Origin of the sequence: Aeromonas sp. 55A, assembly GCF_051919665.1 — a bacterium.
GTDB lineage: Bacteria > Pseudomonadota > Gammaproteobacteria > Enterobacterales > Aeromonadaceae > Aeromonas > Aeromonas veronii.
The window spans coordinates 3,677,119-3,697,147 of record NZ_JBQBEH010000008.1 but is presented as its reverse complement, the minus strand read 5'-3'; the positions used below and the strand labels follow the sequence as shown (position 1 = coordinate 3,697,147).

The window sequence follows — 20,029 nt, the reverse complement described above, 5'->3', positions numbered from 1 at the left end:
AAGAGGGGGGATATTCAAGCTCTGCTCTCTGCTCTCTGCTCTCTGCTCTGTGGCGTGTAGTCACACCACTGCTATACGCCATCTCAGTCGTCTAAATACGGGATATAAAAAAACCGGCACATGAGTGCCGGTTTTGCATTGCGCACTTGCGGGGTTATACCACGCCCTGGGTGCGCAGGTAATCCTCGTAGGTGCCGCCGAAGTCGCGGATACCATCTTCAGTCAGCTCCAGGATGCGGGTCGCCAGGGAGGAGACGAACTCGCGATCGTGGGAGACGAAGATCAGGGTCCCCTGGTAGAGCTCCAGTGCCATGTTCAAGGATTCGATGGATTCCATGTCCAGGTGGTTGGTCGGCTCATCCATGATCAGGATGTTGGGGCGTTGCATCATCAGCTTGCCGAACAGCATGCGGCCCTGTTCACCACCGGAGAGCACCTTGACCGGCTTCTTGATGTCGTCCTGGGAGAAAAGTAGACGGCCCAGTACGGAGCGTACAGCCTGCTCGTCTTCGTTCTCCTGTTTCCACTGGGCCATCCAGTCGAACACGTTGAGATCGGTGTCGAAATCTTCGGCGTGATCCTGAGCGTAGTAACCGATCTGGGCGTTCTCGGACCACTTGATGCTGCCGGTATCCGGAGCCAGTGCGCCGACAAGGGTCTTGATCAGAGTGGATTTACCGATACCGTTGGTACCCAGAATGGCGACCTTCTCGCCCACTTCCATCATCATGTTGAGGCCCTTGAACAGGGGACCGTCGCCATAACCCTTGGATACACCTTCCACTTCCAGGATGTTGCGATAGAGCTTTTTGTCCTGCTCGAAGCGGATGAAGGGGTTCTGGCGGCTGGAGACCTTGACGTCCTCAATCTTGATCTTGTCGATCTGCTTGAGACGGGAGGTCGCCTGACGGGACTTGGAGGCGTTGGCGCTGAAACGGGAGACGAAGGATTGCAGATCGGCGATCTGGGCCTTCTTCTTGGCGTTGTCGGCCAGCAGACGCTCGCGCGCCTGGGTGGCGGCCAGCATGTAGTCGTCGTAGTTGCCCGGGTAGACGCGCAGCTCGCCGTAGTCCAGATCCGCCATGTGGGTACAGACGGAGTTCAGGAAGTGACGGTCGTGAGAGATGATGATCATGGTGCTTTCACGTTCGTTGAGCACCTGCTCCAGCCAGCGAATGGTGTTGATATCCAGGTTGTTGGTCGGTTCGTCCAGCAGCAGGATGTCAGGGTTGGAGAAGAGGGCCTGTGCCAGCAGCACCCGCAGTTTCCAGCCTGGGGCCACTTCGCTCATTGGGCCGTTGTGCTGCTCAAGGGGAATGCCGACACCCAGCAGCAGCTCGCCTGCGCGCGCTTCGGCGGTGTAGCCGTCATACTCGGCAACCAGACCTTCCAGCTCGGCGGCCTTCATATAGTCTTCGTCGGTGGCTTCGAGGTTGGCGTAGATGGCATCGCGCTCGGCGATGGCCGCCCACAGCTCGGTGTGACCCATCATGACCACGTCCAGTACGCGCATATCTTCGTAGGCGAACTGATCCTGACGCAGCTTACCGATGCGCTCGTTGACGTCCAGGCTCACATTACCGCCAGTGGGCTCCAGATCACCACCGAGGATCTTCATAAAGGTGGACTTGCCACAGCCGTTGGCGCCGATAAGGCCATAGCGGTTGCCGCCGCCAAACTTGACGTTGATGTTCTCAAACAGCGGCTTGGCGCCGAACTGCATGGTGATGTTGTTGCTGCTTAACAAGGTATGTGTCCCGATTGGTCTGTCAAATGGCGCGCATTATGGCACAGATCCCCCGAAAGTTTTAGCGAGAAGTGTGATCTTGATCGGGGCAAGCGGGGCGTGCAGCCGATTGATGGGCAATAAAAAAAGCCGGCTTGAAGCCGGCTTGGAAGGATGAACTTGATCTGTTAGTGGGAAGTTGCGCCAGAGGCCCCCAGCCCGGTTTGGGAGCGAACGAACTGCGGCAGGAACTTGGCATGCTCGTCGGCGGCGTTCTGGGAACTGTCGGTGATGGAGAAGAACCAGATCCCGATGAAGGCCAACCCCATGGAGAAGAGGGCAGGGTATTCGTAGGGGAAGATGGCCTGGGCATGGCCCAGCACTTTCACCCACACGGTCGGACCCAGGATCATCAGGGTCACTGCGCTCGCCAGTCCCAGCCAGCCACCGTAGACGGCGCCACGGGTGGTCAGGCGTGACCAGAACATGGAGAGGAAAAGCACCGGGAAGTTGCAGCTGGCGGCGATGGAGAAGGCCAGACCGACCATGAAGGCGATGTTCTGCTTCTCGAACAGGATCCCCAGACCAATGGCAACCACACCCAGCACCAGAGTCGTCATCTTGGAGACGCGCAGTTCATCGGTCTCGTTGGCCTTGCCCTTCTTCAACACGCTGGCATAGAGGTCATGGGAGACCGCAGAGGCACCGGCCAGGGTCAATCCGGCAACTACCGCCAAAATAGTGGCAAATGCCACGGCAGAGATGAAGCCGAGGAACAGACTTCCACCCACTGCATCAGCCAGGTGGACGGCTGCCATGTTGGTGCCGCCCAGCAGGGCGCCGGTGGCATCCTTGAAGGCCGGATTGGTGCTTACCAGCAGGATGGCGCCAAAACCGATGATGAAGGTGAGAATGTAGAAGTAACCGATAAAGCCAGTGGCGTAGAACACCGATTTACGCGCCTCTTTGGCATCGCTCACGGTGAAGAAGCGCATCAGGATATGGGGCAGGCCGGCGGTACCGAACATCAATGCCAGACCGAGCGAGATGGCGGAGATGGGGTCGGAGACCAGCCCGCCCGGGCTCATGATGGCGGAGCCTTTCTCGTGCACTTTGACCGCTTCACTAAACAGGGCGCCGATGTCGAAGTTGACCGATTTCATGACCATGATGGCCATGAAGCTAGCACCGGAGAGCAGCATCACTGCCTTGATGATCTGCACCCAGGTGGTGGCCAGCATGCCGCCAAACAGCACGTAGAGCACCATCAGGATACCAACCAGCACCACGGCCACATGGTATTGCAGGCCAAACAGCAGCTCGATCAGTTTGCCGGCACCGACCATCTGGGCGATCAGGTAGAGGGCGACTACCACCAGCGAACCGCAGGCGGAGAGGGTGCGCACTTCAGTTTGTTTGAGACGATATGAGGCGACATCGGCGAAGGTGTATTTGCCGAGATTGCGCAGCCGTTCGGCGATCAGGAACAGAATGATGGGCCAGCCCACCAGAAAGCCGATGGAGTAGATGAGGCCGTCATAGCCGGAGGTGTAGACCAGCGCGGAGATCCCGAGGAAGGAGGCGGCGGACATATAGTCACCGGCGATGGCCAGACCGTTCTGGAAGCCGGTGATACGGCCACCGGCCGCATAGTAGTCGGAAGCCGAGCGGTTGCGCTTGGAGGCCCAGTAGGTGATGAACAGGGTAGCGGCCACAAACACCAGAAACATCACGATGGCGGCGACATTAAGGGGCTGACGCTCCACGGCGCCAGAGATTGCATCGGCCGCCAGCAGGGGAGAGGAGGCCAGTGAGGTCAACAGCAGCAACTTGCCTTTCATGATTGCACCCCTTTGAGGATCTTCTGGTTCAGTTCATCAAACTCGCCGTTGGCCCGAAACACATAGATGCCGGTCAATACGAAGGAGGAGAGGATGAGTCCTACCCCGACCGGAATGCCACGGGTGACGGTGGTGCTGTCGCTGAGCGGGGTGCCCAGCCAACCGGGGGCAAAGGCGATGAGCAGAATAAACGCCAGGTAGAGTCCCAGCATCAGAGCCGAGAGGGCCCAGGCAAAACGCTGGCGCTTGGCGACCAGCTCCTGGAAGTTGGGATCTTGCTGGATCCTCAGATAGCTTTGCTGTTCCATTGCAGTTCTCCATGACATGAGTGTCAGCGGTGGATGGGGTAACCCCGACGAGCAGGCAATCTGCTCATGTAAGCAAAATGTGAATTAAATGTTATTTCTCGACAATTAGACTTTGGGATAAGTGAGCGGCGAGCCACAGGTCAGGCGCAGGTAGATGAGCGCGGCCGTGGTGGCATCGGCAAGGGCGTCGTGGGCGGGCAGGGATGGGAGTTCAAGGTGGCTGCATATGGAACTTAAATGCAGGTCAATGGCCGCATCGGGATAGCGGCGATAGAGGTGGTCGTGATAGAGCTGGCTCACCTCGATCCCTCGCTGGGGCAGGGTCAATCCCCACAATTTCTGGCAGGCGAGATTGAGAATGCGCAGGTCGTAGGCGATGTGATAGCCCACCAGTTCACGGGGGCCGATAAAGTCGAGCAGCAGGCGCAGCGCGGCTTCCAGCGTCATCCCCTGTTGCAGATCCTGATGGCGCAGACCGTGGATCACCACCGATTGGCCGGTCAGGCTGGCCGGTGGCTGCACCTTGATGGCGAGAGCCTCGCCGGTCAGCAGCCGGTTGCCCTGAATGCGCACCGCCCCGATGGAGACGATCTCGGCCTGCTCGGGATCGAGACTGGTGGTCTCGAAATCGAGGGCGATCCGTTCATCTTCGGGTGGGGTGGCAAAGAGCGGCGCGAACTCGCCCGTTCGGAACGTGCGGCCATACCAGTAGCGTCGAACGCTGCTCAACATGGCTATTGTCTCAGACGAAAGTGCAAGGTGAGCCACTGCTGGAACTTCTTCACCTGATGTAGCGCCTGGCGAAGCAGATCCCGCTCGCTGTGGCTGAGATCCTGTGTCTGTACCCGACTATTGCCCCCCTTGAGCTGGCTGCGCAGCCTCAGCCGGATAAAGAGCCGGAACGCCTCTGCCAGATTGCTGCCATAGTCGGCACTGAGCCGATCGGCGGCCACCAGTGCGTCGATACGCCCCAGGGTTGAAGTCTCCAGAATGCCTGCCTCAAGGGCCAACATGCGGATACCGTGCACCAGCGGGAACAGGCCGCCCCGCTTCAGATCCAGCCCTTCCGGTGGCTGTTCCAGCCGGCCAAACAGGGTGAGGGGGGCATGAAAGGCCACTGCCGGTCGCACCATCTCCGCCAGCAGATCCCGTCTGTCGGCCAGCTGCTCGCGCAGCGCTCTGGCAACAGGTAGATGGAGTTGACGATCCCCTGCGATGGGATGAGCATCGGCCAGGGTGGCGAGCCAGAGCAGCTCATCCTCTTTTGCCGTGGTGCAGGCGCTGGCAATGGCGCTTTGCCACTCGCTGCCCGTTTTTACCCAGGCCGGATTGTTCACCATTACCTGCCCGGGGCACAGCGGGTAGCCGAGGCGCTCCAGCAGGGCGCTGAATTCGGCGAGATCGGCTGCCTGGGTGGGCCATGTCAGCCCCTCTGGCAGGATCAGGGCGTTGTCCTGATCGGTTTTGAGGATCTGCTCGCCGCGCCCCTCCGAGCCCAGCATCAACAGGCAGACGTTATTCTGCACCTCGGGGGGGATCACCAGCGCAAAGGCTTTGGCGATCAGCTGTTCGTTGATGGTGGCGATCAGCTTCATCAAAAAGGCGGTGTGGATCCCTTGGGCAAACAGCGAGCGGGTCAATTGTTGCTGCTCGCGGGCGACCGCCTCCAGTGCGGGCAGGCTGTCGGCGCGGGCAATGCGCAACGTCAGCACATGGGAGTGGGTAGAGAAGAGCCCCAGCACCTGGGTCAGTTGCAGGATCCCCGCCACCTCGTTGCCACGCCACACCACCAGTCGCTTGATGCGATGGCGGGTCATCAGCAGCAGGGCATCAAACAGATAGCTCTCCACTGGTAGACCGATGAGCGGCGTTGGGGTCAGCACCGAGAGGGGGGCCGTCAGCGGCAATCCCTTGAGGGTCAGGGCGTGGAGCAAAGTCTTGCGGGTTGCCAGCGTGAGGGAGCCATCGTGGGCGGGGTAGAGCAGGCAATCGGTCCCCTTGCTCACCATGGCTTCGGTGGCCGCCAGCAGTGACAGCTTGCTGTCGACGATAAGCGGTGCTTGCAGGTGGCCGGGTTCGATGCGGGTCAGGATAAATTCCGCCAGATTCTTCTGACCCAGTTGTTCGCGTTGCTCTTGCTGGCGCTGACGCTCGGCCAGATTGGCGGTGAAGTAGCTGGCAAACTGCGGATCCTGCTCACAGAGCGACAGAAAGGTGTGGCGAGGGATGAGCTGGCACAAGCTATCTTCCAGCGCGGTGAAACGGTGGCGGCAGCGACCATCAAACTGGGCGCGTACATCGAACAGGTCATCAACCCCGTAATCACCAAACTGGTGGTGAGGGGCTGACTCTTCCACCGCCCCCTTGATGATGAGATAGAGGCCGGGAGGCTCGTCCCCCTCCTTGAGCAGCATATCGCCAGAGCGAAAATAGCAGAGTGAGAGGTGACGAGAGAGCCGCTCGCGCGCCTCCTCATCCAGTCGGTCGAACGGTGGTCTGGCAAAATTGAACAGGGTTGACATGACAGCGTCCTCTGCTGGCTTGCGGCACTCATGCAGCTCCCAGTGTGACAAAGGGAGGGGGAGGCGACCAGCCGACTTTAGTCTCAGCTGTACCGCCTGTTCACACTCTGATAACGTGGTGGTATGACCAGTGGGTCAGTTTCAGGGATCAAGGAGAGGACAAGGGAAATGGAAAAACCAAGGATCAAGTGCGAGATCCACGACGGGATTGCCGAAGTGATGCTGACGCGGGGGGATAAACTCAATGCGCTGGACCGCGCCATGTTCAGTGCTATCGACGAGACGCTGACGCAGCTCGCCCGGCACAAGGGGCTGCGGGCGGTGATCCTGCATGGCGAGGGGCGTGCCTTCTGCGCCGGGCTGGATGTGAAATCGATGCTGAGACAGCCTGTCGCGGCGCTCGATATCCTCAAGCGTGAAGCGGATGAAGCGACCAATCTGGCCCAGCGGGTCGCCTATGGCTGGCATCAGCTGCCGGTGCCGGTGATTGCGGTGACCCAGGGAGTCTGCTTTGGCGGTGGTTTGCAGATTGCGCTAGGGGCCGATTTTCGCTTCAGCACCCCCGATTGCCGCTTCTCGGTGATGGAGATCAAGTGGGGCATCATCCCCGACATGAGCGGCAGCGTCACCATGCGCAACCTGATGGGGCTGGATACCGCCATGGAGCTGGCCATGAGCGGGCGGGAACTGGATGCCGTCGAGGCCAAATCCCTCGGGATGGTGAGCCGGGTTTGCACCGATCCGCTGGTGGAGGCGCGGGAGTTTGCCCGCACTCTTATCACCAAGTCGCCGGATGCACTGGCGGGGATCAAGTTGCTCTACAGCCAGGCCTGGGCCCGCAGCGATGAGGCGATGCTCAAAGAGGAGACCCGCCTGCAAAAGCAGATATTGGGGCGGCCCAATCAGTGGAGAGCCACCTTTAACAGTCTGTTTCGCTGGCGGCTGCCATTCGGGCCATGTCGTCCGTTGCGCTGACCGAACTCTCTCGTACCCTCTCGGTCACAAATAGCAAAAATAGCGGTATGGCAGCATGTTATCATGGTTACCCTTGGCAACAATCTGCGTGTAATACAGCATGCTCCGGTTGGCTTGCTGAGTGGCAAGTAGTGAGGGGAGATTGAGCTGGTGCGGGAGGCAAGGTGGTGTATTTAGGTATTGGTGCCTTTTCAAAAAAGACCGGGATCAGTGCTCACAGTTTGCGTTTTTTTGACAGTATCGGGCTGCTGTCTCCCAAGCGAGACAGTAACGGTTATCGACGTTATTCAGAAGCGCAAGTAGCACAAGCGCATATGCTGCAGCTACTGCAGCGAGCGCGTATACCCAATGCGATGATTAAGGAATTGCTGGCAGGAGCGCTGGGCAAAACCGGTCTGTCGCAGTTGACGCAATATCGACAGGACCTTGCCGCAGAAATTGAGTCACTCCAGCAAGCCCACTATATATTGGGGTTGCAACTCACAGTATTGGCACAGGCACAGCAGGGGGCCATGCAGCTCGATCGTCCTTTTTACGCCACATTGGAGGCTACTGAGGTCGGTTTGCTTGAGTTGGATGGACCACCTATTGGTGATTTCTTTGCCGAGATTGCGCTCTTGTCTGCAAACCCGGCTTGGTATCTGTTGCATGACTACGGGTTTATTCTGACACCAGCGGAGGTGAGTGCCGCGGGTTATCCACTGCGACAGATGTTTACCCGCGTGCCCGCCCATGTTGCGAGGAGTCCCGGTACCTTGGCTGCGACCAGGGTGATGGCGATGTATAGCCGCGGTAGTTTGGAAAATAATCCAGCGGTGTATCAACTGCTGGCACAACTGCATGTTGCTGGCCATTGCCCGGCCGGGCCCATTTACATAAGGAATGTAAGTGGCCCGGCACTGGAGCGGAGCAAGTGCGACTTTATTATCCGCATCGATATCCCGATCGCGGAGAGTCAGCCCGCTATTTAACCCTAATTGAGGTGACGGGCGAGGAACTCGTAGTTACGCTCCAGATTGTTACGGCTGTGAAAGTAACGGTCATCAGCATGTTTGGCCTGCATCAGCAGGTTGTACTCCACCTTGTCACTGCCGATGGCTCTTGCAAGCTTGGCCGCAAATTCCTGGCTCTGCAGGCGTGGAATGGTATCGTCCAGATAGCCGTGCTGGATCATAAAAGGGGGCGCATCCTGGCGGATATAGGTCTCGGGATTGGTGGTCGCCATCTCAGCCGCCGCGACTTGAGTAATTTGCTTGCGCATCAAAAAAGATTCGAAAGAATCTTCAGTGGAGTGAGGTTGGCCAGCAATATCGATCTGTTTCCACTGTGCGTCCATGGTGAGGAAGTTGATCGGTGGATACCAGCTGATTACCGCTTGTACCCGGGTGGAGACATCCTGGTTACCCAAGGTAGCATCTTCCAGCTCCTTGACATCCGCACTTACCCCGGCCAATGCCACCAGATGACCGCCAGCCGAGCCACCCATCAGGATGATTCGGTCAGGATCAAAACTGTACTGTTTGGCATGGGCACGCACAAATTTGATGGCAGCCTTGAGATCATGGATCTGTGCAGGCCAGCGGGCTTCAGGGCTGAGACGATAGTTGATGTTGGCTACGGCATAGCCCTTTTGCAAGCCATAGAGAGCCGGCACCAGCTGGTTATCCATCTTGTCGCAGCCGAAGAAGGCTCCTCCGTGTACATTGATGATCACCGGATAGCTGGCTTGCCACTGATCTGGCAGATAGATATCCATCTTTTGGGCTGCGGATCGGTTGGCATAGGGTACATCGAGATACTTGTGTGCTATTCGGCTCACATCGGGAGCCATACCACAGCTGTTTGGTCCCGAAGGGGGGCCTTGGATCTTGCGACCATGCCAGTCGCTGGGCATGGGCACGTCCGGTATTGCGGCCAGTGCCGCCGGGGTGCAGAGCAGTCCCGCTATCAATCCAATAAGAAGTGGGCATTTCATCTGTATTTACCTCCAGATCAATCCATGAGAGAGGCTTCATGGTAGTGATTCGAGTAACTCTAAGGTCAATACCTTATGTGCTTGTCAGTGTCCCTTGTTGTGATCCCGTGCTTGCCAAGGGACACCAACTGGACAATAAAAAATCCCCAAGCAGTGCTTGGGGATCCGACCAGTTGACTCATCATGGTGTCGTTGCGACACTCCGTGGGCCTTTGATTCGTGGGTGTCAAGAAATCTTGCGATCCTGATCCGGTTCGAACGGATGGCCCGATTTCTCCAGCTCCAGGTTCTCTTCGGAGCGCTTGCCCACCCAGTAATCGGCGTTCTTGATGCCGAGCTTCTCCGGGTGGAATACTGGGTCCAGCCCTTGCGCCTGCTGCGCTTCATAATCCTTCAGGCAGGTGAAGGCTGTCTTTTGCAGCAGCAGGATGGCAATGATGTTGAGCCATGCCATCAGGCCGACTCCGATATCACCCATGCCCCACGCCAGATCCGCAGTCTTGACGGTGCCGTAGACAGTGGCTGCCATCAGCGCAATCTTCAGCAAGAAGGTGAGCCAGGGGCGATTTATCTTGCGGTTGATGTAGGCGATGTTGGTTTCGGCGATGTAGTAGTAGGCAACGATGGTGGTGAACGCGAAGAAGAACAGCGCGATGGCCACGAAAATGCTGCCAAAGCCCGGCATCATGCTCTCCATGGCGGTCTGCACATAGCCCGGGCCTGCTGCGATACCGGCAATACCTGTGTAGATAGCGGCGCCGTCCGGCCCTTGTACGTTATAGAGACCGGTGATCAGCAGCATAAAGCCGGTGGCGGAGCAGACGAACAGGGTGTCGATATAGACGGAGAACGCCTGCACCAGACCCTGCTTGGCCGGGTGACTCACTGCCGCAGCAGAGGAGGCGTGCGGCCCGGTACCCTGGCCCGCTTCGTTGGAGTAGACCCCGCGTTTTACCCCCCACATGATGGCCAGACCCAGAATGGCACCGAAACCGGCATCCAGACCGAAGGCACTCTTCCAGATCAGCAGGATCACGCCCGGCAGCTGGCCGATATTGAGGGCGATGATGACGCAAGCCACGATGATGTAGCCCAGCGCCATAAAGGGCACTACGGTACTGGCGAAGTTGGCGATACGCTTGACGCCACCGAAGATAATAAAGCCGAGCAGCAGCGCCAGACCGGCGGCAGTGACGTTCGGATCGATATTAAAGGCGGTCTGCAGGCTTGAACCGATGGAGTTGGCCTGCACGCCCGGCAGCAGCACGCCGCAGGCGAAGACGGTGGCGATGGCGAAGGTCCAGGCGTACCACTTCATGCCAAGCCCTTTTTCGATATAGAAGGCCGGGCCGCCGCGGTATTCACCGTTGATCTTCTCTTTGTAAACCTGACCCAGAGTGGACTCCACGAAGGCGGAGCTAGCGCCGAGGAAGGCGACCATCCACATCCAGAACAGGGCGCCTGGGCCACCGAAGGTGATGGCGGTGGCCACACCGGCGATGTTACCGGTACCCACACGACCGGCCAGGGTCATAGCGAGCGCCTGGAAGGAGGAGACACCGGCATCGGTGCTCTTGCCATCAAACATCAGGCGCACCATCTCTTTCATATGACGCAGTTGCAAAAAACGGGTGCGCAGGGAGAAGTAAAGACCGACCCCCAGACACAGGTAGATGAGCGCAGGGCTCCAGATTACACCATTGATGGCATTGACGATTTCATTCATGTACAACAACTCCTTTGTTGTGTTTGTGGCGCTGTTTTGGCGAGATCTTGGCCTCGCTCTCTGTCACTGTTTTCGGCCCTGTTTGTTAACAATCCAGTTAACAAATGAGCGCGAGGTTGAGGGGTTAAGCAGAGCGCAAACACGCGCCATGCATGGCTTGTAACATATCGAGTTGTATCGGTGCTTCCCAGCGAAAAATGTTGCCTTGTTGCAAATTTGTGAATTGACAAGGGTGGGGGGATAATGGCAGGCAGCGTTTCCTATGAGTAAAGATGAGATCCTCCTTGTTGATCTGCGCCGGACAATGTGACGGGCGTAACACAATGGAAAGCAAACATGAGGCCAACAATGAAAAATGCCCCTGAGACGTTGACGATCCGTCCCCCTGAGGCCGACGACGGGAGCGCCATCGCCCACCTGTTCAGCCAATTGGGGTATCCTGCCGAAGGCACTGACGTGACGGCGCGCCTGTTGGCGCCGGATCCCGCGAGCGTTGTGCTGCTGGCATCTCTGGCCGACAAGGTGGTCGGCGTGCTGGTGTGGCACAAGCTGGCACCGCTGCATGTTGCACCAGCTTGGGGCCTGATCTCGGCGCTGGTTGTCGATGAAGGGGCAAGAGGGGCGGGAGTGGGCGCAGCCTTGCTCAAGGGCGCCGAAGCAATGGCGCGGGCCGCTGGTTGCGCCCAGCTGGAACTCTCCAGCAGTCTCAAGCGCGAGGCGGCCCACCGTTTCTATCTGGCGCAGGATTATCAGGAGCGGCCGAAACGGTTCGTCAAACAGCTGTAACCTGTTTTTTGCATCAAAAGAAGGAGTAGGCGTGCTGGGATGGTTCAAATGGCTGGGTGGTCGCCCGCAAACGTCCATGAGTGAGGATGAGTTGGCGCTGTGGCGTCAGGCTCTGGCGGCTGTGCCCATCTTGCAAGGGCTCAGCGATGCCGAGCAGACGACGCTTATCGGCTTGGGGCAACAGCTGCTCAAGCGCAAGACCCTGACCCTGATCGGGGTCGAGCTCAGCCGCCGTCAACAGGCGGTACTGGCGCTGCAGGCGGCGTTGCCCATTCTTCATCTCGGTATCGACTGGTATCGCGGCTTTCACGAAATCATCATCATTCCCGAGCCCGTCACCCGGCGTCAGGAGGTGCAGGATGAGTTCGGGCTGGTGAGCGAGTTTGAAGAGGAGAACGCAGGCGAATCCTGGCCGCAAGGGCCGCTGGTGCTGGCCTGGAGCGAACTGCAGCAAGATGGCGACTGGGACGGCTTTAATCTGGTGATCCACGAGCTGGCCCACAAGCTCGACATGCTGGGGGGGGAGGCGGACGGCGCACCGCCGTTGCCGGGGCAGATGAGCAGCCAGCTCTGGCAACAGGCATTTCAGAGCGCCTTCGATACGCTGTGCCAGCAGCTTGAACGGGACGAAGTGACCGATATCGATCCCTATGCCGCCGAACATCCCGCCGAGTTTTTTGCCGTCAGCTGCGAATGTTTCTTTACCGATCCGCTGCGGCTGCAGCAGGTCTATCCCGCGGTATACCGGCAACTGAGCCAGTTCTTTAGCCAGGATCCCGCGCAGCGTTTTCCTGCGACCCGCTTACTGGCGGGGGAGGTGGACGCCAAGTGACTTAGTTGATAACCGATCTGTTGAACGGTTATTCGAGATAGCAAAAAGGCACTCGAGGGTGCGTTTAAAAAACGATGTAAGCGCATGAAACAAAAGGATTTGTTTCGCTCGATGTCCACACGTCGACCACATTGAGAAAAACCCAAAACCCCGCATTGTCGGGGTTTTGTTTTTCAGCCTCTCGGCTCGTAGCTTTAATGTAACATTAAGTTGGGTTTTGATTGAATCCTTTGCTGGTGGTGCGTAGTATAGTCACGGTATATTCAATAACCGAGAGGCGGTAATGACTCCAATCAGTTGAAATGGTGTCTTTCTATAAAGGCACCAATCACTTTCTCGTGGAGCTCAACGGAACGAGAGAAGCAGATGGTCTTGCGAGCCAATCGCTTGATGCGCATTCTGAGCGTCAGGTTGTTACGCTCGATACGCTGGGTGAATATCTTCCCGGTCAGATGCATCTCGCTCGGCACCTCTCTGGCATAGCTTCCCCAATCATCACTGGTGATAAAGCCTATCTGGAACGGAGAAAGCAGGCTCAGCAACCGACGGCATGTCTCATCGTTGCGTGGGCCAAAGGTATATGCCACGACTCGTTTTCTCTTGGTATCAAAAGCATACCAAAGCCAATGTCGATGCTGTTTGTTGCCAACATAGGCCCATTGCTCATCAAGTTCACAGATAAGTGCCACGTCATCGAGCACCACCTTTTCGGAGGTTACTTGCCTTGGGGTGAGTTTTTTAGGGTGCGTATGACTGTGTTGATGCCAATCTTGAGGACGCGAGCAGTATCACGAACACCTGAGCCGTTGAACGCCATATCAACAATCTTGTCTTTGACGCCAGGCTTGCGGGCTTCATAGGTGTAGGTGAGCTGAAACACGTGCGGACAGACGGGGCAACGATAGCGAACATGGCCGGCAGGGGTCTTCCCATGGCGATATACGTGGTCAGAGTTGCAGCGAGGGCAGTGAACGGTGATGGATGCCATGAAGCTGTCGGTCTCAAAAGAGTTCATCATATCAACTCAACCGATCGGATGCATCACCAGATAATTTTTGTCCCTCTTTATTTCTATGGTATATGACCCTAAGTACAGTTATTGCCAGAGCTCCAAGGAGCGCAGCTGGCGCTGCTTGAGGGCAACTCGCTCGGCTCGCCTAACCCTGCTTCGCTGCGCTCGCTCAACCCCTCCACCGTGCCCTCAGCAGGAGTCTCTGCCACCTTGCGGCGCAGCACCCAGCCATCAAGTCGGGTTGCCTTGATGGTCTTGCCAGCGGCCACACCGACCAGCCGGATCACATCTTCCCCGTACTTGTTCTTTGCGTGGTCTATCAGGTGATGCAGCCGCACAGGCCGCGCATCCCGTGGACAGACTGGGCCGCCCATGGAGTAGGTAAACTCTTTCCAGTTCGCCGCATCGGCATAGCGGCGGCACTCTTCCATGATCTCGCTGGCCAGCGGTGCCACCGTCCGGCCTTCCTGCTCTTGTGCTCGCCCGGGCAGTCGGCGCAGCTCCCGCCACACACTGACTGGCGGCCCGCCCAACTGCTGAAACTGGCGAATGCCCCATAGCGAGGCCCACGCCCTGACGCGTTTTGCTCCTTCGCTGGCCGTGGTCTCTGCCTCTAGGTCGCCTTCATCACCTATCTGGTGGCCGTCGATATTCTTGGCGATGTATTTCACGATGTAGCCCACCGCGCCCCCTTTGGCTGGATCCATCACTTTCCAGTCAAAGCGGGGGGTAATGTCGCTATAGGGTCGCTTGGTTAGTGGGTGGCGCTTGCGCTCAAGGTCTGCTCGGTCATGGCTCAGGGCATAGCGTTGCATGGTACTAATCAGCTCATGCTGCTGGTCAGGGCGCACAAACAGCAACAGGTGCTAGTGCGGGGTGCCATCGTGATGGGGTTCGACCACCCGAAAGCCGAAATATTCGATATCGCGGCGCGGCAGCGCTTCCAGAGAGTGCCTAAATAGGTGTTGGTATTGCGCGGGGTGTGGCCAAGGTATTTCAAGGAGGTTAAGTCGCTGCCCATTTTGCGCCAGACTACCTACATGATGTGATGATGCTCAATCCGCTAAGGGGAAAGCTTGAAATGGCGTGACCACATAGCGTCCACACTTTGGCCCATTTGGAGAGGGAATAAGGGGTGGTAGTGCTGTAATTTACTGAGAAATAGAAGGTAATTCAGACCGTATAAATAGCAAAAAGGCACCCGAGGGTGCCTTTTTTACAATTTGAGTGGCTTGCCTATCAGGCAGCGGCTTTCAGCTGTACGGCGGCGGCTTTCTTGTGATCGCCGATCGGCATCACGGTACGGCCGAACTGCTCGTTGATCACGGTGGCCATGGCCAGGTAGATGGCGCTGGCGCCACAGATGATGCCTTCGAAACCGGCGATGGTGCCGATCAGGGTGCTGCCGGTGAAGTCACGGGCGGCCAGCAGGAAGAACAGCACGGTCAGGGAGGCGAACACGAACTGCTTGGCGCGCGGGTAGTTGATGGTGCCAACCAGCATGAACAGGGTGAACATGCCCCACATCAGCAGATACCAACCCATGTAGGCGTGCGGAGTGGCTTCGGCCAGACCCATGGTCGGCATGATCAGCAGGAACACCAAGCTCAGCCAGAACAGGCCGTAGGAGGTGAACGCGGTCACACCGAAGGTGTTGCCACGCTTGTACTCCATGATGCCAGCAATGATCTGGGCGATGCCGCCGTAGCACAGGCCCATGGCCAGGATCATGGCGCTGATGGGGAAGAAACCTGCGTTATGGATGTTCAGCAGAATGGTGGTCATACCGAAACCCATCAGACCCAGAGGGGCAGGGTTGGCCAATTTTTCGCTCACGTGGCGTTCTCCAAAAATAGAGGTGGGGGTTAACAAAAGACGCGCGATTTTAGGCAGGCTGTGGCGTGCCCGCAAGGGGGCAAGGGGGATAAATCGTAAAAAAACTACGTAATTATTTGCATCAGAGGCCAAATGCTCACCAGGACAGGCTGTTTGGTGAGCAAAAGGTGTCAAAATAGTTGAGGAGTTGTATTTTTATTACGCATTTGCGCAGTGCGGCGGCCTTACTGATCCAGTGTCAGGATCACTTTGGCTTCCTTGTCCTCTTCCTTGACCTGGCTGTCGAGCACGAACAGCCGCTCCGGGGCGATCCCCTGGCTGTCGACCAGAAACTCCTTGGTATTTTGCGCCCGGCGCATGGCGAGATTGCGCAGGGATTTGGCGGTGATGAGCTGCTGATCCCGTAGCAGGATCACCGCCTGGGCTCGCAGTGCCGCGCTCTCTTCATCCAGATGGAGGCGGTCCGCCAGATCTTCCAGATCTTCGCCAAAGCGCTCTTCATAGGCTTGGGCCAGAGCCTCTTGCAGGGCGGGGTCCTGTTCCAGCAGGTCGAGATCCGCCTGATTGCCGGTGAGCTTGGCTAGTACCCGTTCAAGCTTTTGCCGTTGCAGGATGGGGCGCTCCTCGTTGAAGTTGACCTTGCCGCGAATGTTCATGCTGAGCTTGGGTCTATCCTTGAGGGCCTGCGCCAGTTTGACCAGTTTCTCCTGCTGGGTGGGGGTGAGATCGGGATCTCCCGGCAGGAAGGGAAGTTCGTCGAGATCTTCGGTGCCATCGGCCAGCGAGGCGAGCAGGGAGAAGGGGGAGGTGATCGCCTTGCTCAGGGTGTTGCCCAGCACATCCCAGAAAATATTGCCGATGCTGAAGTCCGGTTGATCGAGATCCCCCTTCACCTTGAGGTTCATCTGTATCACCCCGTTGGCATCGCTTAGCAGGGCGATGGCTAGCCCCAGCGGCAGATCCTTGGCCTGATCGCTCTTGATCTTCTCGCCCAGTTGCAGCTTCTTGATGGTGATGTCGTTATCCCCCTCCAGCCGATTGCCCTCCAGCTTGTAGTGCAGCTTCATGGAGAGCTGCCCTTTGTCGATGGCATAACCGGCATAGGTGCCCGAATAGGGGGTGAAGGTGGTGAGCTCCAGATTGTGGAAAGCGACCGCGATGTCGAGGATCGGGTTGGCCACCAGCAGGTTGGTGCCGCCGCGAATGGTCACTGGCGCATAGCGATCCACCTTGCCGTTGAAGGCGAGATCGGAGCGTTGCCCCGGAATATTGCTGATATGGCGACTCTGGCCGCCCAGCGAGGCGATATCGGCCACAAAATCCTGACTCAGGCTGCGGTCGGCAAAGCGCAGGTTGCCCTGATCGGTGCGCAGCTGGTCGATGGTGAAACGAAAGTCGGGAGCCTTGCTGCCTGCCTTTGCTTCAGTACTTTTTGCTGCCGCCGGTTGTGGCAACAGCAGCTGTTGCAGGTTGGTGGTGCCATCTTCGTTGATCTCGATGCGGGCGAAGGGCTTGTTCAGAGCAATGTCCTTGATCCGCATCTGCTGGCTGATGCCGTCGTACGTCAAACCGGTGAGAGCCAGGGTGTTGAACTCCAGCAGCCGCTGATTGTCTGCCCGATCGACTACTTTGAGCCCGTTGACATCGAGCCCCCCTTGCAGGGTCAGCTTGCTCAGATCTCCCTGGGCGGTGGTGGCGAGATCAAGTCTGGTCTTGCTGCTCAGCAGCCCGTTTTGCACCTTGATGCGTACCAGATCGGCCAGATAGGGCTGTGCCAGCGTCAGGGGTAGCCCCTGCTGGTTGATGTCGCCGCTTAAGGTGAAAGGAGTCAGGGTCAGTTGGCCATCAAAGGCGAGGGGGCTGCTCTGGTTGAACTGGGTGGCCAGAGTCAGTTTGCTCGGTTGCTCCCCCTTGCTGCCCAGTGGCCCCAACGCCAGCTTGAGGCCGGAGAGCTGACGTGCCTGCGGTTTGCCGCTGCTCGATTCGGTGAGGGTGAGATCACCCTTGTCGATAAGGATCTGCTTGATCTGCCACTGCCAGAGTTTGTCTGGCACATGTTTCTTGCCGTTACCGGCTGTCTTTGCTTGTGGTGCCGATTTGGGCGCCGCATTGCTGGCCACCTCGTTTGCGGCGTGGGCCCCTTTGACGGGCTTAGCGGGGGCCTGTTCAATCAGCAAGTCAGCCAGATCCAGCTCCTGCTGTGGGTTGAGGGTGGCCTTGAGCAGGGGCTGTTGCAGGGTCACCTTGCCGATCTGGAGCGACTGTTTCTGGCCATCGACAGCCAGATCGCTCAGGGCCAGCTGGCCGAAGCGGGCAAATTCGTCGCCCTTGTGTTTTTTAAGCTGCCAGTTGTCCAGGGTCAGCTTGCCTTTGGACAATTGCCACAGCACTCCTTGCTTGCCCTCTTTAAGCTGGTACTCCACCTCTGCATTGGCGTGGCCCTTGGCCAGATCCAGCTTGAGATAGGGTGCCCAGAGCGGGGCGAAGGGTTTCAGCTCGACCTGCTTGAGGCTCACCTTACCCTGACCCATGCCGCTCATCACATCGAGTTTGCCGTGAGCGGCGAGGCTGCTTTTGCCGTTGATGGCGGCGCTCAGCTGATAGGCGGTCGGATGGTTTGCCTCGGTACGCAGGTTATCGAGCTTGAGGGTCACTTTCTCCAGATTGAGAGGCGGCAACCAGCCGGGTTCGCTCTCCTTGCGTTGATCCTGATAGCGCACATGCCCGTCAGTGACATTGACGCTGGCAATATCGACCAGCAGCGGGGCGCTGGCTGTTTCGGGCTCGGGGGAGGGCGCAGGGGCGAGCAGGGTCGCCAGCGCATCGGTCAGATTGAGCCGAACATCCCCCTTTTTGTCTGCCAGCCGTTGCAGCAGCACCACGGGTTTGGTCAGGGTGACGGCGGAAAGCACGACCCCTTTCTGCTGCCAGCTGGCTTGCAGGTTTGGGGTGATAAAGAGCTGCTCAAAACGGATGATAGGCTGCTGTTTGGCATCGAGCAGGGCAGTCGCGCCGAGGGTGAGAGAAGGGTTGCGCAGACCTAGGTCAATTTCCCCCAGCGTCAGCTGCAGGCCGTAGTGCTCGGCCAGCCAGCCGGGCAGATAGCGCTGGACCAGACGGGGGGTTTGCCACAGCAGCAGGGGGATCAGGATAAGAAGCAGCAGGAAAGCGTAGGCAAGGTAGCGCAGCAAGCGGAGCTTGGGGGACGAGGGCTCGGTGGTGTTCATTTGGTGCACTCCCATTTGGTTCCCACCATGGTACAGAAAAGCTGGATAGTAATCATGGGGTTGCGTGCTGTTGTACGCCGTACTTTGTCCAAAGGCGATCCAGTTCACCCTTTTGTTGCAACGCTGCCAGCCACTGTTCCAGCTGGGCAGGGGTAATGGGGGCCTCAGGGTGAAGGATGGCGCGGTGTTGATACTGTTGATCCCATTTTTGCGAGATCAGCAGCTGGTCGGCTGTGTCGGGATTGGCCTGCAGATACTGGTTAAGGTACGAAACGTTGAGAATGGCTACCTCGCCGCGCCCCTTGAGTAGCGCTTGCAGGGCGCTGACGTTGTCCTTGACCAGGGTGATATTGAGCTTGCGCTGCAGGTAGAGGGGATCGGCATTGAACTGGCCGACGCCGTAGTGATAGCCGGTCACCCCGATGAGGTGATGGCTGGCAGGATCGTCAAAAAAGCGCTGATCCCGGCCCGCTTTGTTCAGGGCCACATAGACCTCGCCACCACCGAGGAAGGGGGTTGTCATCTTGAATTTATCGGTGTCCCAGCCCCACTTGGTGTCTTCAAACAGCATCAGCGAGAAACGGCCCAGATCGAGCGCCTTGTAACGGTTGGCGGCCGAGGTGGGGACAAAGACGAAGGTCACCTCTTTCTGTACGGTATTGAGCTGGTCGATAAGCTCCAGGGTCAGCCCTTCATAGCGGGAATCGGGGAGTTTGACCACAAAGGGGGCATAGGGGTATCCACCAACCTTGATGAGGGGATGGCTCCAGCCAGAGAGGCTGAACAAGAGCAAAAACCAGCACCAATATCTCATGGGATCCCCAAGGCAATAGCTTGCTCCCAGATTCGGTTAATCTGCGCCAGTTTTCAAGCTGTTAAGGGAATTAACACAGCGCTGTTCGGCGGCTTCCAGCTCGGCCATCACCATCTGGATATCCTCCAGTTGTTGGCGCAGCACGCCGCGTTTTGCCTCGATCAGCTGGATCATGGAGTGGAGCTGGGTTTTGCTCGATTTGTCGGTGTCGTACATATCGAACAGTTCGCGGATCTCGGCCAGGCTAAACCCCAGCCGTTTGCCGCGCAGAGTCAACTTGAGCCGGATCTTGTCCCGATGGCTGTAGATGCGGGTTTGCCCCTCCCGCAGCGGGGTGAGCAGCCCCTCATCCTCGTAGTAGCGGATGGTGCGCGGCGTGACATCGAACTCGTGGGCCAGCTCCGAAATGCTGTAGGTGATCTCCTTGCCGGGCAGGGAACGGGACATGG

Annotated in this window: 17 protein-coding genes; 4 read left to right on the top strand and 13 right to left on the bottom strand. The window is 58.0% G+C overall.

From position 1 onward, the window contains the following. Positions 1-154 precede the first annotated feature (154 nt). The 5 genes from ACTG2G_RS21075 to ACTG2G_RS21055 all read right to left on the bottom strand — a co-directional run bounded on the left by ACTG2G_RS21075 (position 155) and on the right by ACTG2G_RS21055 (position 6,397). Complete coding sequence (locus ACTG2G_RS21075; RefSeq protein ID WP_158110080.1) at positions 155-1,747, bottom strand: ABC-F family ATPase; 1,593 nt, start codon at positions 1,745-1,747, stop codon at positions 155-157. 167 nt (positions 1,748-1,914) lie between these two features. Next, positions 1,915-3,567 (bottom strand): cation acetate symporter, encoded by a 1,653-nt coding sequence (locus ACTG2G_RS21070; protein ID WP_040068108.1) that lies wholly within the window; start codon positions 3,565-3,567, stop codon positions 1,915-1,917. Next, the gene (locus ACTG2G_RS21065; protein WP_005336970.1) at positions 3,564-3,875 is read right to left on the bottom strand and encodes a DUF485 domain-containing protein; all 312 of its coding nucleotides are present in this window, start codon (positions 3,873-3,875) and stop codon (positions 3,564-3,566) included. Before ACTG2G_RS21065 ends, ACTG2G_RS21070 begins: the two co-directional genes overlap by 4 nt. A gap of 105 nt (positions 3,876-3,980) precedes the next feature. Next, on the bottom strand, positions 3,981-4,607 hold the full coding sequence (locus ACTG2G_RS21060; protein WP_429203843.1) for a 3'-5' exonuclease: 627 nt from the start codon (positions 4,605-4,607) through the stop codon (positions 3,981-3,983). Between the two features lie 2 nt (positions 4,608-4,609). Beyond that, the gene (locus ACTG2G_RS21055) at positions 4,610-6,397 is read right to left on the bottom strand and encodes a putative nucleotidyltransferase substrate binding domain-containing protein (protein ID WP_429203841.1); all 1,788 of its coding nucleotides are present in this window, start codon (positions 6,395-6,397) and stop codon (positions 4,610-4,612) included. A gap of 168 nt (positions 6,398-6,565) precedes the next feature. On the opposite strand from ACTG2G_RS21055, the gene ACTG2G_RS21050 reads away from it, so the two are divergent. Together ACTG2G_RS21050 and ACTG2G_RS21045 are read left to right on the top strand one after the other, a co-directional pair. Then, positions 6,566-7,372 (top strand): crotonase/enoyl-CoA hydratase family protein, encoded by an 807-nt coding sequence (locus tag ACTG2G_RS21050; protein ID WP_429203839.1) that lies wholly within the window; start codon positions 6,566-6,568, stop codon positions 7,370-7,372. Positions 7,373-7,536: 164 nt separating this feature from the next. Beyond that, the gene (locus ACTG2G_RS21045) at positions 7,537-8,343 is read left to right on the top strand and encodes a MerR family transcriptional regulator (RefSeq protein ID WP_429203837.1); all 807 of its coding nucleotides are present in this window, start codon (positions 7,537-7,539) and stop codon (positions 8,341-8,343) included. 2 nt (positions 8,344-8,345) lie between these two features. Here ACTG2G_RS21045 and ACTG2G_RS21040 read toward each other — a convergent pair whose 3' ends face one another. Continuing rightward, positions 8,346-9,347: an alpha/beta hydrolase fold domain-containing protein gene (locus ACTG2G_RS21040; protein WP_439985833.1), complete on the bottom strand. Its 1,002-nt coding sequence runs from the start codon at positions 9,345-9,347 to the stop codon at positions 8,346-8,348. Between the two features lie 226 nt (positions 9,348-9,573). Beyond that, positions 9,574-11,073, bottom strand: a complete 1,500-nt coding sequence (locus ACTG2G_RS21035) for an alanine/glycine:cation symporter family protein (RefSeq protein ID WP_429203833.1) — start codon at positions 11,071-11,073, stop codon at positions 9,574-9,576. Positions 11,074-11,421: 348 nt separating this feature from the next. Here ACTG2G_RS21035 and ACTG2G_RS21030 point away from each other — a divergent pair, with 348 nt between their 5' ends. Both ACTG2G_RS21030 and ACTG2G_RS21025 read left to right on the top strand, forming a co-directional pair. Beyond that, entirely contained in the window at positions 11,422-11,859 is a 438-nt protein-coding gene (locus ACTG2G_RS21030; protein WP_421344845.1) for a GNAT family N-acetyltransferase, read from the top strand. 76 nt (positions 11,860-11,935) lie between these two features. Continuing rightward, the gene (locus ACTG2G_RS21025; RefSeq protein WP_429203982.1) at positions 11,936-12,691 is read left to right on the top strand and encodes a zinc-dependent peptidase; all 756 of its coding nucleotides are present in this window, start codon (positions 11,936-11,938) and stop codon (positions 12,689-12,691) included. 293 nt (positions 12,692-12,984) lie between these two features. Here the strand turns inward: ACTG2G_RS21025 and ACTG2G_RS21020 are convergent. The 6 genes from ACTG2G_RS21020 to ACTG2G_RS20995 all read right to left on the bottom strand — a co-directional run bounded on the left by ACTG2G_RS21020 (position 12,985) and on the right by ACTG2G_RS20995 (position 20,027). Next, positions 12,985-13,679, bottom strand: a protein-coding gene (locus ACTG2G_RS21020) for an IS1 family transposase (protein ID WP_270657729.1) whose coding sequence is annotated in 2 segments (ribosomal slippage) — positions 12,985-13,433 and positions 13,433-13,679 — 696 coding nt in all. Because the reading frame shifts where the segments join, the coding sequence is not laid out codon by codon here. A 98-nt stretch (positions 13,680-13,777) separates the two neighbouring features. Next, a complete protein-coding gene (locus ACTG2G_RS21015; protein ID WP_429206099.1) occupies positions 13,778-14,563 on the bottom strand; it encodes a replication endonuclease in 786 nt (261 codons plus the stop codon). Between the two features lie 379 nt (positions 14,564-14,942). After that, positions 14,943-15,539, bottom strand: coding sequence for an acetate uptake transporter (locus ACTG2G_RS21010; protein WP_005336948.1), 597 nt, complete (start codon positions 15,537-15,539; stop codon positions 14,943-14,945). A gap of 224 nt (positions 15,540-15,763) precedes the next feature. Then, positions 15,764-18,766, bottom strand: a complete 3,003-nt coding sequence (locus ACTG2G_RS21005; RefSeq protein ID WP_429206097.1) for a DUF748 domain-containing protein — start codon at positions 18,764-18,766, stop codon at positions 15,764-15,766. Between the two features lie 52 nt (positions 18,767-18,818). Next, positions 18,819-19,580 carry a substrate-binding periplasmic protein gene (locus tag ACTG2G_RS21000; protein ID WP_257699828.1) on the bottom strand — a complete coding sequence of 254 codons (762 nt, stop codon included), beginning with the start codon at positions 19,578-19,580 and terminating at the stop codon, positions 18,819-18,821. 36 nt (positions 19,581-19,616) lie between these two features. Beyond that, entirely contained in the window at positions 19,617-20,027 is a 411-nt protein-coding gene (locus tag ACTG2G_RS20995; RefSeq protein ID WP_026034924.1) for a MerR family transcriptional regulator, read from the bottom strand. Positions 20,028-20,029 lie beyond the last annotated feature (2 nt).

Coding starts and splice junctions, on each gene's coding strand:
- ACTG2G_RS21070 (WP_040068108.1), bottom strand. CDS start 3,567: ATGAAAGGCAAGTTGCTGCTGTTGACCTCACTGGCCTCCTCTCCCCTG.
- ACTG2G_RS21065 (WP_005336970.1), bottom strand. CDS start 3,875: ATGGAACAGCAAAGCTATCTGAGGATCCAGCAAGATCCCAACTTCCAG.
- ACTG2G_RS21060 (WP_429203843.1), bottom strand. CDS start 4,607: ATGTTGAGCAGCGTTCGACGCTACTGGTATGGCCGCACGTTCCGAACG.
- ACTG2G_RS21055 (WP_429203841.1), bottom strand. CDS start 6,397: ATGTCAACCCTGTTCAATTTTGCCAGACCACCGTTCGACCGACTGGAT.
- ACTG2G_RS21050 (WP_429203839.1), top strand. CDS start 6,566: ATGGAAAAACCAAGGATCAAGTGCGAGATCCACGACGGGATTGCCGAA.
- ACTG2G_RS21040 (WP_439985833.1), bottom strand. CDS start 9,347: ATGAAATGCCCACTTCTTATTGGATTGATAGCGGGACTGCTCTGCACC.
- ACTG2G_RS21035 (WP_429203833.1), bottom strand. CDS start 11,073: ATGAATGAAATCGTCAATGCCATCAATGGTGTAATCTGGAGCCCTGCG.
- ACTG2G_RS21030 (WP_421344845.1), top strand. CDS start 11,422: ATGAAAAATGCCCCTGAGACGTTGACGATCCGTCCCCCTGAGGCCGAC.
- ACTG2G_RS21025 (WP_429203982.1), top strand. CDS start 11,936: ATGAGTGAGGATGAGTTGGCGCTGTGGCGTCAGGCTCTGGCGGCTGTG.
- ACTG2G_RS21005 (WP_429206097.1), bottom strand. CDS start 18,766: ATGAACACCACCGAGCCCTCGTCCCCCAAGCTCCGCTTGCTGCGCTAC.
- ACTG2G_RS21000 (WP_257699828.1), bottom strand. CDS start 19,580: ATGAGATATTGGTGCTGGTTTTTGCTCTTGTTCAGCCTCTCTGGCTGG.
- ACTG2G_RS20995 (WP_026034924.1), bottom strand. CDS start 20,027: ATGTCCCGTTCCCTGCCCGGCAAGGAGATCACCTACAGCATTTCGGAG.